We start from the raw sequence: 14,074 nt of genomic DNA on the forward strand, positions 1-14,074 counted from the left end.
GCCCAGTGCGCCCCCTCCGCATGCCTTCCCGCCGCCGGTCCCGGCGTTCGGTCCCGGGTTCGACCAGGGGGCGCACTGGGCGATGGCCGGGCCGAAGGTGCGGCGCGGCGACGTCCGGGCGGCCCTGCTGGCGCTGCTCGCCGAGCAGGCCAAGAACGGCTACCAGATGATCCAGGACATCGAGGAGCGCAGCGCCGGCGTCTGGCGGCCCAGCCCGGGCTCGGTCTATCCGGCGCTGCAGCAGCTCGAGGACGAGGGCCTGGTGATCGGCGACGAGTCCGGCGGCAGCAGGACGTACCGGCTGACCGAGCAGGGCCGCGAGCACGCCGGGCGGCAGCGCGGCGCCCCGGCCCCCTGGGACGAGGTGGCCCGCACCGTGCCCGCCGACCGGCACGAGGTGCGCCTGCTGTGGGCCCAGCTCAACGAGGCCTTCGGGCACCTGATGCGCACGGCCGACGACCGCCAGGTCGCCGCGGCCAAGAACCTGATCAAACAGACACGCAGAGCCGTCTTCCAGATCCTCGCGGAGGAATGAATGGGCACGGAGACAGCGGTGGCCGTCACCGATTTACGCAAGGCGTACGGGAAGGTCGAAGCGGTCAAAGGGGTGAGCTTCGAGGTCGCGCCCGGTGAGGTGTTCGGCTTCCTCGGCCCCAACGGGGCCGGCAAGACCACCACGATCAACATGCTCTGCACGCTGGCCAACCCCACCGGCGGCAGCGCCACCGTGGCCGGCCACGACGTGGTGCGCGAGCGCGACGAGGTGCGGCGCAACATCGGCCTGGTCTTCCAGGACCCCACGCTCGACGGCTACCTGAGCGCCGAGCAGAACCTGCGCTTCCACGCCGAGCTGTACGGCGTGCCCAAGAGCGTGGTCGGCGACCGCATCCGCCAGGTGATGGAGATGGTCGCGCTGTGGGACAGGAAGGACGCCAAGGTCATGACGTTCTCCGGCGGCATGAAACGCCGCCTGGAGATCGCCCGCGGCCTGCTGCACTCGCCGCGCGTGTTGTTCCTGGACGAGCCCACGGTCGGGCTCGACCCGCAGACCCGGGCGGCCATCTGGGGCTACATCAACGAGCTGCGCCGCGGCGAGGACATCACGATCTTCATGACCACTCACTACATGGACGAGGCCGAGTACTGCGACCGCATCGCGATCATCGACCACGGTGAGATCGTCGTCATCGACTCGCCAGAGGCGCTGAAGGCGAGCATCGGCAAGGACCGGGTGCAGATCCAGACCGGCGACGACGACGCCGCGATCAAGGCGCTGGCCGAGCGGTTCGAGCTGGAGGCGCGCGTGCACGAGGGCGCGGTGACGTTCGCGGTGGCCTCCGGCGAGCAGTTCGTGCCGCGGCTGTTCGCCGAGCTGGGGCTGCCGATCAAGTCGGTCAGCGTCTCACGTCCGTCACTCGACGACGTGTTCATGTCGTACACCGGCTCCACCATCCGCGACGCCGAGTCCGGCGCCGACGGCAACGCGTGGCTGCGCACCCTGGCGAGGCGGTAGCGATGGCCTCCGCCGAGACGATCAGCGTGCGCGTGCCCGCCCGCAGCGCCGGGCACGACCTGCGGGCGATCAAGATAGTCCTGCACCGGGAGATGCTGCGGTTCGTCAACGACCGCACCCGCATGTTGTCGATGCTGATGCAGCCGGTGTTGTGGCTGTTCGTCATGGGCACCGGGTTCGGGTCGCTGGTGCAGGGCGCGATCCCCGGCGTCGACTACCGCACCTTCATGTACCCCGGCATGATCTCGATGACCGTCATCATGACCGGCATGTTCTCGGCCGGCTCGATCGTCTGGGACCGCGAGTTCGGCTTCCTGCGCGAGATGCTGGTCGCGCCGGTCTCGCGCGGCGCGATCGTGGTGGGCAAGTGCCTGGGCGGTGCGCTGGTGGCCACCGCGCAGGGCGTGATCATCCTGGCCATGGCCGGGCTGGTGGGCGTGCCCTACTCGCCGGTCCTGATGGTGACGCTGCTGGCCGAGATGTTCCTGGCGGCCTTCACGATCACCGCGTTCGGCGTGATGCTGGCGGCGCGGATGAAGAACATGCAGACGTTCTTCGGGCTGATGCAGATGGCCATCATGCCGATGATGTTCCTGTCGGGGGCGATGTTCCCGCTGGCCAACCTGCCGTCGTGGCTGAGCGTGCTGACGGTGGTGAACCCGATGACGTACGCGGTGGACCCGATGCGCCAGGCGGTGTTCGACCACCTGGACGTGCCCGCGCAGGTGGACGCGCTGCTCAACCCCGGCGTGCGGTGGTTCGACTACCAGGTGCCGGTGCCGGTGGAGCTGGGGGTGGTGGCGGCGATCGGATTCGTGCTGCTGTGGGTGGGGATCGCGGAGTTCCGGCGCGCGGAGTAACGGGACTTCCGAGACATTCTCGCTTCCGGCTGCGACGACGATGGCACGGAGGGTAACTTTCCCGATGGCGCGATGCTTTCACCTTCCCTCCGATGAAAGGAGTTCGCCAATGTTGGATCTGGAAGAGGATGTCCGTGACCTGAAGCGGCGCGTCTGCATCCTCGAAGCGAATACCTTTAGTGGCGTGCCCAAGCTGACACTCGCCGACCGCATCGACACGGTGCACCATCGCATCGATCAGGTGTCCGAGAACATCCTGAACAAGCTCGACGAAGTCCACGCTGAGGTCAACAAGCGGTTCGACGCGATGCAAGCGCACACCGACCAGCGGTTCGACGCGGTGGACCAGCGATTCGAAGCGGTGGACCACCGGTTCGACGCGATGCAAGCGCACACCGACCAGCGGTTCGACGCGGTGGAGCAGCGGTTCGAAAAGGTGGACCTGCGGTTCGAAGCAATGGACCAGCGCTTCGACAAGATGGACCAACGGTTCGCGGCTGTCGACGGCAGCATCGCCGAGATCAAGAGCATGCTCCTCAGCCTGGGTGCGACGGCGCCCGGCAACTAGCGGCATGGTGAGGCCCGGGGTGCGGTCGCGCCCCGGGCCTCACCATGCGATGTGGTTGGTTACCGCTTCACGCGGACGTAGTCACGGCGGCTGACGTCGCCGCGGGTGTCCTCGTCACCTCGGAACTCGAACCGCCACGACCCCGACTTCCAGGCCTTGACCTTCGTGTACAGCTTGCCGCTGCCGTTGGACCAGGTCGTGCGGACGAATTGCCACTTGCTGGAGCCCGCCGGCCGGAAGAACAACGCGACCTGGGCGCGGTAGCCGGCCCAGACACCGTCGTCGTCCACCTGCAGCTTGCCGGAGAACCTCAGGTACCTGCCGCGCTTGACCGGCTCGGGGTAGGCGTTGAACTTGATCAGCCGCGTGTCGGCCTTCTCGGGGGGCGGTGGCGGCGGGAGCACCACGCGCACCCAGTCGGCGGCGCTGCTCGTGCCGTCGACGCCGGGGGCGCCGCGGTACGAGGCCCGCCACCAGCCGGAGGTCTCGGCGGTGACGGAGGTGGCGAAGCGGCCGTGGCGGCCGGTGAACGTGCTGGTGACGTACTGCCACCGGTGCGCGCCGCCCGGCTTGAAGAAGATGCTCACCCGCTGGCCGCGCACGCCGTCACGGCCCTCGACGAGCAGGTTGCCCGACAGCGTGATCCTGGCGCCCTTGTCCACCGGCTCGGGCGAGGCGTCGAAGCGCACGATCCTGCTGTCGCGCTCGCCGAACCTGACGTCCACCCGGTCGGAGTCGCTGACCGAGCCCCTGGCCACCGAGGTGGCCGCGAACTCGGCGCGCCAGTAGCCGGTCACGTCGGCGCGCACGCGGGCGCCGAACCAGCCGCCGCGGCCGCTGGTCACGGTGGTGACGGTGCTGTAGGAGGCGGCGCCGCGGGCGCGGAACGTGATCTTGACGGTCTGCCCGGAATAGCCGTCGCCGCCGGCCAGCAGCCGGCCGGAGACCCGGATCAGGTCGCCCTTGTCCACCAGGTCGGGCCGGGCGCCGAAGTTGCCGATCGAGGTGTCGAGCGCCTTGGCGACGTCGAACGAGCCGTTGGTCGAGGCGTCGCCGGAACCGTGGGCGACGGCGAAGAACGTCCACTTGCCGGCGTCCTTGGCCTCGAACGCCTTGGTGGCCTTCCACGTCGTCACGTCGCCGCTCACGCTCTTGTCGAGCGGGGTGAGCGGGGTGGGTGCGCTGATCCCCGGCGGGTCGAGGTTCAGCTCGGCCGTGGTCGCGCCCTTCGTGGTGAAGGTGAACGTGGCCGTCACCGGGCTGTCGAAGACGACGAGCGGGGGGCTCGGGCTGATGCTCACCGGGGAGATGGTGGGAGTCTGGGCCGCCGTCGCGGTGGTGGGTGCCAGGACCAGGGCCCCGGCGCCCAGCACGATGGCGAGGGCGGCGACACGGATGCGTTGTAACATGCGGGTTCCTCCTTGGAGACCCCAGTGGTTCAACGCGGCATGAGGGTGCCACGTGTGTCATCTCAGTAGACGTCCCGTCTCACGGGAAAGTTTGAGAAGCTGACAAACGGTTATAGATCGCCGCCAATCGGACCGGTCCATAACTTGTCACCTCCGGTCCGGCAGACGGCGGAGCCTCACGGAAGACATAATCGACCCTGTGGCGCGCGACACAGTTGAGACTCATTTCACCCAGACGGTTGCGACGCTGAAGGCAGGCGCCGCCCGAGATCCGAGCCGGCCGGTACGCGACGGCACGCTGCTGACCGGTGAGCAGTGCCTGGCCCTGTTCCAGCGCCAGCTCGACAGCAGGCTGCTCGACATCGCCGCCCGCTGGCTGCGCGAACGCGACGAGGGCTACTACACGATCGGCTCGGCCGGGCACGAGGGCAACGCGGCCGTCGCCGCCGCCCTGCGGCCCAGCGACCCGGCGCTGCTGCACTACCGCTCCGGCGCGTTCTACCTGACCAGGTCCGAGCAGGGCGGCCGGCTGCCCGAGCTGGGCATCCGCGACGTGCTCATGGGCCTGTCCGCCTCGGCGGAAGAGCCGATCGCGGGCGGGCGGCACAAGGTCTTCGGCCATCCCGACCTGGCCGTCATCCCGCAGACCTCGACGATCGCCAGCCATCTGCCGCGCTCGGTCGGCGTCGCGTTCGCCATCGAGCGGGCGCGGGCGCTGGGCCTGACGAGCGGCGCTTGGCCGCACGACGCGATCACGGTGTGCAGCTTCGGCGACGCCTCGATCAACCACGCCTCGGCGCTGGCCGCGTTCAACACCGCCGCCTACGCCACCCATCAGGGTCAGGCGATGCCGATCCTGTTCGTCTGCGAGGACAACGGCATCGGCATCAGCGTCCGCACGCCCAAGGGGTGGGTGGCGGCCGCCGCGCGGCGTCCCGGCATCGAGTACTTCGCGGCCGACGGCTGCGACCTGGCCGACGCCTACGACACGGCGACGGCGGCCGTCCGGCACGTGCGCGAGCGCCGCTCCCCCGCGTTCCTGCACCTCGACATGGTCCGGCTGATGGGCCACGCGGGCTCCGACGTGGAGTCGGCGTACCGCACGCAGCGCGAGATCAGGGCCGACTACGCCCGCGACCCGCTGCTGCGCACCGCCGCGATGCTGGTGGAGGCGGGCCTGATCACGCCGGACGACCTGCTCAAGACCTACGAGTCGGCCCGCGAACACGTGCTGCGCCTGGCCCTGGAGACCACCACCAGGCCGCGGCTCGGTTCGGCCAAGGAGGTCATGGAGCCGATCGCGCCGCGCCAGGCCGACCTGATCGCCAGGATCAGCCCGACGGCGGCCGGTCCCGCCGAGCGCGAGAAGGCGTTCGCCGGGGCGCTGCCCGAGAACGAGAAGCCGATGACGCTGTCGCAGGCGATCAACCGCACGCTCGCCGACGCGCTGACCGTCTACCCGGAGATGACGGTCTTCGGCGAGGACGTGGCCAAGAAGGGCGGCGTCTACGGCGTGACCAGGGGCCTGCAGAAGCGCTTCGGCCCGAACCGGGTCTTCGACACGCTGCTCGACGAGCAGACCGTGCTCGGGCTGGCGCTCGGCGCGGGCGTGTCGAACCTGCTGCCGGTGCCGGAGATCCAGTACCTGGCCTACCTGCACAACGCGCTCGACCAGATCCGCGGCGAGGCGGCCACGCTGTCGTACTTCTCCCGGGGCGCCTACACCAACGGCATGGTCGTGCGGGTGGCCGGCTACGCCTACCAGAAGGGCTTCGGCGGGCACTTCCACAACGACAACGCGGTGGCCGCGCTGCGCGACATCCCCGGCCTGGTGATCGCCTCGCCGTCGCGGCCCGACGACGCGTCGGCCATGCTGCGCACCTGCCTGGCCGCGGCGCGGACGGCCGGGTCGGTGTGCGTGTTCCTGGAGCCGATCGCGCTCTACCACACGCGCGACCTGTTCGACGAGGGCGACGGCGGGTGGCTGGCGTCGTACTCGCCGCCGGGGCGCTGGCGGGAGACGTACGTGCCGATCGGCCGGGCCCGCTCCTACGGCGACGGCCGCGATCTGACGATCGTGACGTTCGGCAACGGGCTGCGCATGAGCCTGCGCGCGGCCGTCCGGTTGACGCAGGAGGGCTACGGCTGCCGCGTGCTCGACCTGCGCTGGCTGTCGCCGCTGCCGGTGGAGGACCTGCTCAGGTCGGCCGAGCTGACCGGCAAGATCCTGATCGCCGACGAGACCAGGCACAGCGGCGGCGTCTCCGAGGGCATCATCGCCGAACTGGTCGACAACGGCTTCTCCGGGCCGATCGCCCGGGTCACCTCGGCCGACAGCTTCATCCCGCTCGGCGCGGCCGCCGACCACGTGCTGCTCTCGGAGACCGAGATCGAGCAGGCCGCGCGCAAGCTGCTCGGCTAGGAACGGCTCAGGCGAGCGGATTCATCAGGTACGCGCCGTACGCCAGCGAGAGCGCCGACACCAGCAGGAAGAACAGCACGTAGAAGCCGCCGGGCAGAAACGTGATCCTGGCCAACTGGTCGGCGTCGGAGTCTCTCGCCTGGCGGCGGCGGCGTTTGCGCTGCAGCTCGATGATCGGCCTGATGCCGCCGAACAGCAGGAACCAGACCGCCACCAGGGCCACGATCTGCTGGACGTCGTCGGGCGCGTACATCGACAGGGCGAACACCGCGCCGCCGGTGGCCAGCAGGATGAGCGCGCCGTAGGCGTTGCGGATGAGCAGCAGCATGCACACCAGGAACAGCAGCACGCTCCACATCAGCAGCGTGATCAGCCCCTGCTCGGTCAGCCACGCGCCGGCCAGCCCGAGCAGCGGCGGCGCCAGGTAGCCGGCGAGCGCGGTGAGCACCATGCCGGGACCGTTCGGCCGGCCCCTGGTCAGGGTCACGCCCGAGGTGTCGGAGTGCAGGCGGATGCCTTCGAGCTTGCGACGGGTGAGCAGCGCCGCCAGCGCGTGCCCGCCCTCGTGGGCGATCGTGATCAGGCCTCTGGACAGCTGCCAGGGCATGCGGAAGGAGACGATCGCGAACGCGGCGAGTGCGGAGACCAGCACGACCCAGGGGTCGGGGTCACGTTGCACCTCGAACAGGTGAGCCCAGAGCTTGTCCATCGAGGAAAAACCCTATCCGGGTAAAGTCTCGGCCGTGGTCACAGAACAACATTCTGACGCCGGGGTTCCCGGATGGTGGCGGGCCCTGGGGTTGCCCGGCCTGATCGACCTGCACGTGCACTTCCTGCCCGAGCGGATGGAACGCCGCGTCTGGCACCACTTCACCCACGGCGGGCCGCTGATGGGCGGCGGGTGGGAGATCGCGTACGCCTGGCCGCCGCAGGACCGGCTGGCGCGGCTGCGCGAGCTGGGCGTGCGGGCCTTTCCCGCGCTGGCCTACGCCCACAGACCGGGCATGGCCGCCGATCTCAACGCCTGGACGCTGGAGTTCGCCCGCCGGACCCCGGAATGCCTCCCCTCGGCGACCTTCTACCCGGAGCCCGGGGTGGCGGACTACGTGCGCGCGGCGCTGGCCGGCGGCGCGAAGATCTTCAAGGTGCATCTGCAGGTGGGTGGCTTCGACCCGCGAGCCCCCGAGCTGGCGGAGGTCTGGGGGCTGCTGGCCGAGTCCGGGCTGCCGGTGGTGGTGCACGCCAGCTCGGTCCCGGTGCCCGGCGGGCACGTCGGCGCCGGGCCGATCGGCGAGGTGCTGCGCGGGCATCCGCGGCTGCGCGCGGTGATCGCGCATCTCGGCATGCCCGAGTACGACGCGTTCTTCGCCCTGGCCGGCCGCTACGAGCGGGTGGCGCTGGACACCACGATGGCGTTCACCGACTTCAGCGAGCGCGGCATGCCGTTCCCGGCCCGGCTCAAGCCCGCCCTGCGTGATTTCGGGCTGGCGGGGAAGGTGGTTCTCGGCAGCGACTTTCCGACCATTCCGTACCCGTACGCCCACCAGCTCACCGCGCTGGCCCGGCTGGATCTGGGTGACGCCTGGTTGAGGGCCGTGTGCTGGGACAATGGGGCGGCCATGATCTGATGGTGGAGTGAACGATCGGCACGTGGCGCTGATTAGCGCCTTCTACGAGGCTCTGAGCCGCGCGGACTACGCGGCCATGGAACGCTGCTACCACCCGGAAGTCAGCTTCGGCGACCCCGTCTTCCAGGAGGTCGAAGGCCGCGACAGGGTGATGGCGATGTGGCGGCTCCAGCTCGGCGTCCGCAGCGGGCTGCTGGCCGAGATCGGGGACATCGCCGCCGACGAGTTCAGCGGCACCGCGCACTGGACCGCCCGCTACACCTTCTCCAGCACCGGCCGCGAGGTCGTCAACCGGATCGACGCGCTGTTCAGGTTCGACGACGAGCTGATCGTCCGCCATCACGACGAGTTCGACTTCAAGCGCTGGTCGCGGATGGCGCTCGGCAGGCCGCACGGGCTGCTGTTCGGCTGGACGCCGATGTGGCGCAAGACCATCAGGGACCGGGCGGTGCGGGAACTCGACAACATCCAGCCCGTATAGGAGCGCACAGGAGGTGGCATGGCCAGGGTGAAGGGGCTCAGACGCGGCGGAGAGACCCGCGAGCAGGCTCCTGAACACTCCATGGATCCCAGGGCGGCCGAGGAGGAGGCCCCCTACCGGCCGACCGTCATCGACAACGCGATCTACCAGGACGGCGAACGCGTCGACAACCCGGGATCGCTGGCCGACGCGTTCGACCGGCTCAAGCACGAGCCGGGCAGCATGGCCTGGATCGGCCTGTACCGGCCCAAGGAGTGGGAGCTGGTCAAGCTCGCCGAGGAGTTCGAGCTGCACGAGCTGGCGCTGGAGGACGCCATCGTCGGCTCGCAGCGGCCCAAGGCCGACCGCTACGACGACACGCTGTTCGTGGTGCTGCGCGCCGCCCGCTACCTCGACGACGTCGAGGAGGTCGCCTTCGGCGAGGTGCACGTCTTCATCGGGCCCGACTTCGTGATCACCGTCCGGCACGCGGAGGCGCCCGACCTGCACGCGGTGCGCAAGCGCATGGAGTCCGACCCGGAGCTGCTGCGCCAGGGCCCGCAGGCGGTGCTGTACGCGATACTCGACGCCGTCGTCGACGGGTACGCGCCGGTGGTGGCCGGGCTGCAGAAGGACATCGAGGAGATCGAGGCCGAGGTGTTCAGCGGCGACCCGTCGGTGTCGCGGCGCGTCTACGAGCTGTCGGGCGAGGTCATCGAGTTCCAGCGGGCCACCGCGCCGCTGGTCGGCATGATCAACGGCTTCATCGCCGGGGCCGCCAAGTACGGCGTCAACGACGAGCTGCAGAGCTACCTGCGCGACGTGGCCGACCACGCGATCACGGTCACCGAGCGCATCTCCTCCTTCCGCCAGATGCTGCAGAACATCCTGATCGTCAACTCCACACTGGTCACGCAGGCGCAGAACGACGAGATGGCCAGGATGACCCAGGCCAGCATCCAGCAGGGCGAGGAGGTCAAGAAGATCTCCGCCTGGGCCGCCATCCTGTTCGCGCCCACGCTGGTCGGCACGATCTACGGGATGAACTTCGACCACATGCCGGAGACGCACTGGGCGTTCGGCTACCCGTTCGCGATCGTGCTGATGGCGGCCGTCTGCCTGATCCTCTACATGGTGTTCAAGCGGCGGGACTGGCTGTAGCCCGCCGCCGCCCGTCACTCGTTGTGCAGGACGGCGGCGATGGTGAGCCTGACCGCCGCGCGGGCCGGGACGAGCGCGCCGAGCACCGCGATCACCACGCCGGACGGTGCGAGCAGGGCCAGCGTCGGCGCGTCCCAGACGTCGATCATGGCCGGGGGCAGCACGACGCCGGCGCCTTCGGCCATCGCCGGGACGATCAGCCGGTGCGCCGCCGCCCCGATCGGCAGCCCGAGCAGCCCGCCGGCCGCGCCCAGCGCCGCCATGGACGTCACGGTCATCACCGTCACCTGGCGCGGCGTCATCCCGATCGACTTGAGCATGCCCAGGTCGCGGCGGCGCTCGCGGGTGTTGAGCACCACGGTGTTGAACACGCCCAGCGCGGCCACCGTGCCGAGCAGCACGGTGAGCAGCGTGGCCGAGCCGACCACGGTCACCGTGGACGAGTCCGAGGCCGACTTCGCCACCGGGCGGAGCCCCGGATCGGCGGCCCTGACGGCGGCGTTGTAGGCGGCCACGTCGGTGCCCGGGGTGAGTCCGACCTCGTACTGGTTGGCCTTCGCCGCGGGCGCGAGCGCGGTCAGCGTGCCCCAGTGGGCCTGGATCAGGTCGGCCGAGCCCGCCATGGTCTGGCCGACGATGGTCACCGCGGCCCGCCTGCCGTTCATGGTGAGCGTGAGCCTGTCGCCGACGGCCAGCCCGCGTCCGTCCAGGAACGGCGAGGGGACGACGGCCTCGCCTGGGCCGCGCAGCCAGCGGCCGCGCACGATCGTCTCGCCCAGCCTGGCCGAGTCGCCGCGGAAGAACTGGGCCATGACCCGCTCGGACGATCCGGCCAGGTGCAGGTCGAGCCAGGCGTCGGCGGTCACGTGCGCGGTTCCTGGCAGGGCGCGCAGCAGCGACTCGATCTCGGCGTCGGTGTGCCTGGGCGCCTGCCCGCCCTGGCCCGGCTGGCCGACGTGGACCACCGACTGCACGTGCCCGGCACGCTGGGAGGCCGCGCCGTAGGCGGTCATCGTGCCGGCCAGCCCGGCGGCGAGCGTCACCGTGCCCACCCCGAGCACGACGGCCGCCAGCGTCAGCGCGCTGCGTGCGGGACGCGCGAACGGCAGCCCCAGCCCGAGACTCACCGAACGCGCCAGCCGGGTCCCGGCCAGCCACCGCTGCACCCGCCGCCCGCGACCGCCGCGCCCGGCTCCGGGCGCGCTGCCCGCGCTGATCGCCCGGCCGGCCGGCAGCCGGTGCGCGCTCATCGCCGGGACGAGCGCGGCCGCCACGACGACGGCCGGCATGCCCAGCAGGGTCACGACGAACACCCAGGGGCTCAGCGTGGCGTCCACGTCGACGCGCACGCCCTGCAGGATGGTCCGCAGCAGCGGCTGCGCGGCCAGCCCGCCGAGCGCGGCGCCGAGCACGCACCCGGCCACCGCCGGGACGAGCACCATGATCAGATGCACGGCGACGACCTGGTTCGGGGTGAACCCGAGCGCCTTGAGCACGCCGATGCTCCGCCGGCCCGCGACGACCGCGCCGCTCACCACGTTCGCCACGATCAGCACGGCCACGACCAGCGCGAGCACGCCGAAGCCGAGCAGGAACGGCAGGTAGGCCGACGCCAGGCGACCGGCGTCCCGCTTGAGCGTGAGATACGACTGCGTGCCGAGCAGCGCGCCGGCCGGCAGCCCGGCGGTGGCGGCGGCGACGGACGCGCGGACCTCGGCGTCGGTGTCCGCCCGGTCGAAGCGGTAGAGCACCTGGAGGACGTCCGGGCGCAGGGCCTTGACCTGCTCGGGGGTGACCCAGGACTCGGCGGTCCCGGTCAGGCTGGAGGCCAGGCCGACCACGGTGAGCGTGCGGCCGTCCGTGAGCTTGATCGGGGTGCCGACGAGGAAGGCGAAGAAGCCGTCGGACGGGCGGTTCAGCACGATCTCGCCCGCTGCCCTGGCCCAGCGGCCCGCCCACAGCTCCACCCGGTCCACCGGGCCACCAGGGTCGGCGCGGCCCACCACGGTCAGCGGGCCGGGCGGCAGGCTCTGGCCGGTGTCGGCGACGGTGACGGCGGCCTGCTCGAACGGGCCCGCGACGGCCGCCACGCCCGGCCTGGCCGCGGTCCGGGCAAGCCGGTCGGCACCGACCTCGGCCGGGTCTGGGGCAGCCGGGTCTGATGCGGCCGGGCCGAACGCGGTCGGGTCGAACGCGGCCACAGCGTGCGCGCCGTGCTGGCGGTCGAAGGCGCGGTCGAAGGGGGCGGCGGCGGGCTCGATCAGGCCGAGGGCGATGATGATCGCGACGGTGGAACAGAACACGACGACGCCGAGCACGGCCGTCTGCAGCCGGCGCCGCCGCACGGCCCCGCGCGCCACCCGCCACACCGCCCCAAGGGAGGTCATGGGGTGCGCTCCAGGCGGCGTTCGCCGGACACCCGGCCGTCGGCCAGCTCCACCAGCCGCCCGGCGCAGCGGGTGGCCAGGTTCAGGTCGTGGGTGACGACCAGCAGGGTCTGGCCGATCTGGTTGAGGTCGATCAGCAGGTCCATCACCTGCTCGCCCGAGCGGCTGTCCAGCGCGCCGGTCGGCTCGTCGGCCAGCAGCAGCGCGGGACGGTTCATCAGCGCCCTGGCCACCGCGACCCGCTGGCGTTCGCCCCCGCTGAGCGCCGCCGGGTAGGTGTCCTTGCGCGCGGCGATGCCGAGCTCGTCGAACAGCTCCATGGCGCGCAGCCTGGCCTGACGCGCGGGCGTGCCGGTGAGCTGGGCGGCCAGCGCGGCGTTGTCCAGCGCGGGCAGGTCGTCGACGAGGTTGAAGAACTGGAAGATCATCCCGATGTGCCTGCGGCGGAACAGGGCCAGCCCGGTCTCGTTCAGCGCGCCCAGGTCCTGGCCGGCGACCTCCACCGTGCCCGAGGTCGGACGGTCGAGCCCGGCGATCATGTTGAGCAGCGTGGACTTGCCGCAGCCGGACGGTCCCATCACGGCGACCGCCTCACCGGCGCCGATCTCCAGCGACACGCCGTCGAGCGCGTTCGCCTCGCCGTACTCCTTGCGCACGCCGCCGAGACGGACGACGAGCCGGTCATGAGCAGTGGCCATGACGCACAACCTAGAAGGGCCGCGCCGGGCCGGCATCCTGCCCGGGAGGTAATCGGCCGGGGGCGTCCTCCTGGGGAAGTACGACCGTGAAACCGCGGAATGATGTGGGATCGGGGCTCGGCTGAGAAAATGTCCGGGTGTGGGAACTCGGGGTGACCTGGTCGGCCCTCGCTCTCGCCCTCGTCGTGGCGTGCGGCTGTTGCTGCTGGCTGGGGGCGGCGCTGGCGCGGGCGCGGCGGCGGCACCGTACGGCGCTGGAGGAACGCGGCTGGCTGCTGGAACGCGAGCGCGAGCGGGCGGCCCGCCAGGCGGTCGACGCCGAGCGGGCCAGGATCGCCGGCGAGCTGCACGACATCGTCAGCCACAACGTGAGCCTCATGGTGGTGCAGGCGGGGGCGGCCCGCGAGGTGCTGACCACGCTGCCGGGCGAGGCCGAGGCGGCGCTGAAGGCCGTCGAGACGGCCGGGCGTGACGCCATGACCGAGCTGCGGCATCTGCTCGGGCTGCTCGCGCCGTCCCAGAGCGGCGACGATTCCCCCGGCGACTCCCACGGCTCCCCCGGCTCCCACGGCTCCTTCGGCGATTCCCGCGGCGGCGGCGATGCGCGTGATGGTGACCTCGCGCCGCAGCCCAGCCTGAGCAGGCTCAGCCCGCTGATCGACCGCATCGCGTTCGCCGGGTTGCCGGTGGAGGTGCGCATCTCGGGCGAGCCGCGGCCGTTGCCGCCGGGGATCGACGTGACGGCGTACCGGATCGTGCAGGAGGCGCTGACCAACGCGCTCAAGCACGGCGACGGGTCGCCGGCGCAGGTCACGGTCCGGTACGCGGACCGCTACCTGCGGGTGGAGGTCCTGAACGGCGGCCCGAGCGTGCTGAACAGCGGGCCAAGCGGGCCGAACGGCGGGCCGAGCGTGCCGGATGGGGGGCCGGCCCGGTCGCCGTCCGGCGATGCGGCCGGCGTGCCGGGC

Annotated in this window: 13 protein-coding genes; 9 read left to right on the top strand and 4 right to left on the bottom strand. The window is 71.2% G+C overall.

Translation table 11 applies throughout. From position 1 onward, the window contains the following. The 4 genes from HII36_RS47495 to HII36_RS47510 all read left to right on the top strand — a co-directional run. The coding region (locus HII36_RS47495; protein WP_217370856.1) for a PadR family transcriptional regulator at window positions 1–535 on the top strand (535 nt) is incomplete at its 5' end. After that, window positions 536–1,513, top strand: coding sequence for an ATP-binding cassette domain-containing protein (locus tag HII36_RS47500; protein WP_173529975.1), 978 nt, complete (start codon window positions 536–538; stop codon window positions 1,511–1,513). It abuts the gene before it with no gap. Window positions 1,514–1,515: 2 nt separating this feature from the next. Continuing rightward, window positions 1,516–2,373 carry an ABC transporter permease gene (locus HII36_RS47505; RefSeq protein WP_173529976.1) on the top strand — a complete coding sequence of 286 codons (858 nt, stop codon included), beginning with the start codon at window positions 1,516–1,518 and terminating at the stop codon, window positions 2,371–2,373. Window positions 2,374–2,482: 109 nt separating this feature from the next. Continuing rightward, on the top strand, window positions 2,483–2,941 hold the full coding sequence (locus HII36_RS47510) for a hypothetical protein (protein ID WP_173529977.1): 459 nt from the start codon (window positions 2,483–2,485) through the stop codon (window positions 2,939–2,941). A 59-nt stretch (window positions 2,942–3,000) separates the two neighbouring features. On the opposite strand, the gene HII36_RS47515 is transcribed toward HII36_RS47510, so the two are convergent. Further along, the gene (locus HII36_RS47515; protein WP_173529978.1) at window positions 3,001–4,350 is read right to left on the bottom strand and encodes a hypothetical protein; all 1,350 of its coding nucleotides are present in this window, start codon (window positions 4,348–4,350) and stop codon (window positions 3,001–3,003) included. 199 nt (window positions 4,351–4,549) lie between these two features. On the opposite strand from HII36_RS47515, the gene HII36_RS47520 reads away from it, so the two are divergent. After that, on the top strand, window positions 4,550–6,772 hold the full coding sequence (locus HII36_RS47520; RefSeq protein WP_173529979.1) for a thiamine pyrophosphate-dependent enzyme: 2,223 nt from the start codon (window positions 4,550–4,552) through the stop codon (window positions 6,770–6,772). A gap of 7 nt (window positions 6,773–6,779) precedes the next feature. Here the strand turns inward: HII36_RS47520 and HII36_RS47525 are convergent, their stop codons facing one another. After that, complete coding sequence (locus HII36_RS47525) at window positions 6,780–7,481, bottom strand: M50 family metallopeptidase (protein ID WP_173529980.1); 702 nt, start codon at window positions 7,479–7,481, stop codon at window positions 6,780–6,782. Between the two features lie 34 nt (window positions 7,482–7,515). Here HII36_RS47525 and HII36_RS47530 point away from each other — a divergent pair, with 34 nt between their 5' ends. From HII36_RS47530 to corA, 3 genes are read left to right on the top strand one after another with little or no spacing between them, the layout of a single operon-like run. Then, on the top strand, window positions 7,516–8,400 hold the full coding sequence (locus tag HII36_RS47530; RefSeq protein ID WP_173529981.1) for an amidohydrolase family protein: 885 nt from the start codon (window positions 7,516–7,518) through the stop codon (window positions 8,398–8,400). A gap of 22 nt (window positions 8,401–8,422) precedes the next feature. Continuing rightward, on the top strand, window positions 8,423–8,881 hold the full coding sequence (locus tag HII36_RS47535; RefSeq protein WP_328808218.1) for a nuclear transport factor 2 family protein: 459 nt from the start codon (window positions 8,423–8,425) through the stop codon (window positions 8,879–8,881). Window positions 8,882–8,899: 18 nt separating this feature from the next. After that, window positions 8,900–10,021, top strand: coding sequence for a magnesium/cobalt transporter CorA (corA, locus tag HII36_RS47540; protein ID WP_173529983.1), 1,122 nt, complete (start codon window positions 8,900–8,902; stop codon window positions 10,019–10,021). A 14-nt stretch (window positions 10,022–10,035) separates the two neighbouring features. Here corA and HII36_RS47545 read toward each other — a convergent pair whose 3' ends face one another. Both HII36_RS47545 and HII36_RS47550 read right to left on the bottom strand, forming a co-directional pair. Then, entirely contained in the window at window positions 10,036–12,408 is a 2,373-nt protein-coding gene (locus HII36_RS47545; protein ID WP_173529984.1) for an ABC transporter permease, read from the bottom strand. Further along, window positions 12,405–13,106 (bottom strand): ABC transporter ATP-binding protein, encoded by a 702-nt coding sequence (locus tag HII36_RS47550; protein ID WP_173529985.1) that lies wholly within the window; start codon window positions 13,104–13,106, stop codon window positions 12,405–12,407. Before HII36_RS47550 ends, HII36_RS47545 begins: the two co-directional genes overlap by 4 nt. Before the next feature lie 137 nt (window positions 13,107–13,243). Between HII36_RS47550 and HII36_RS47555 the strand changes: the two genes are divergently transcribed. Next, window positions 13,244–14,074, top strand: an 831-nt coding sequence (locus tag HII36_RS47555; RefSeq protein ID WP_173529986.1) for a sensor histidine kinase, incomplete at its 3' end; no start/stop codon positions are given.

The sequence above is a fragment of the Nonomuraea antri genome (assembly GCF_013283785.1).
Classification (GTDB): Bacteria; Actinomycetota; Actinomycetes; order Streptosporangiales; family Streptosporangiaceae; genus Nonomuraea; species Nonomuraea antri.

What these genes read in the sequence shown, in the direction of transcription:
- HII36_RS47500 (WP_173529975.1), top strand. Translation starts at nt 536, where the DNA reads ATGGGCACGGAGACAGCGGTGGCCGTCACCGATTTACGCAAGGCGTAC.
- HII36_RS47505 (WP_173529976.1), top strand. Translation starts at nt 1,516, where the DNA reads ATGGCCTCCGCCGAGACGATCAGCGTGCGCGTGCCCGCCCGCAGCGCC.
- HII36_RS47510 (WP_173529977.1), top strand. Translation starts at nt 2,483, where the DNA reads ATGTTGGATCTGGAAGAGGATGTCCGTGACCTGAAGCGGCGCGTCTGC.
- HII36_RS47515 (WP_173529978.1), bottom strand. Translation starts at nt 4,350, where the DNA reads ATGTTACAACGCATCCGTGTCGCCGCCCTCGCCATCGTGCTGGGCGCC.
- HII36_RS47525 (WP_173529980.1), bottom strand. Translation starts at nt 7,481, where the DNA reads ATGGACAAGCTCTGGGCTCACCTGTTCGAGGTGCAACGTGACCCCGAC.
- corA (WP_173529983.1), top strand. Translation starts at nt 8,900, where the DNA reads ATGGCCAGGGTGAAGGGGCTCAGACGCGGCGGAGAGACCCGCGAGCAG.
- HII36_RS47545 (WP_173529984.1), bottom strand. Translation starts at nt 12,408, where the DNA reads ATGACCTCCCTTGGGGCGGTGTGGCGGGTGGCGCGCGGGGCCGTGCGG.
- HII36_RS47550 (WP_173529985.1), bottom strand. Translation starts at nt 13,106, where the DNA reads ATGGCCACTGCTCATGACCGGCTCGTCGTCCGTCTCGGCGGCGTGCGC.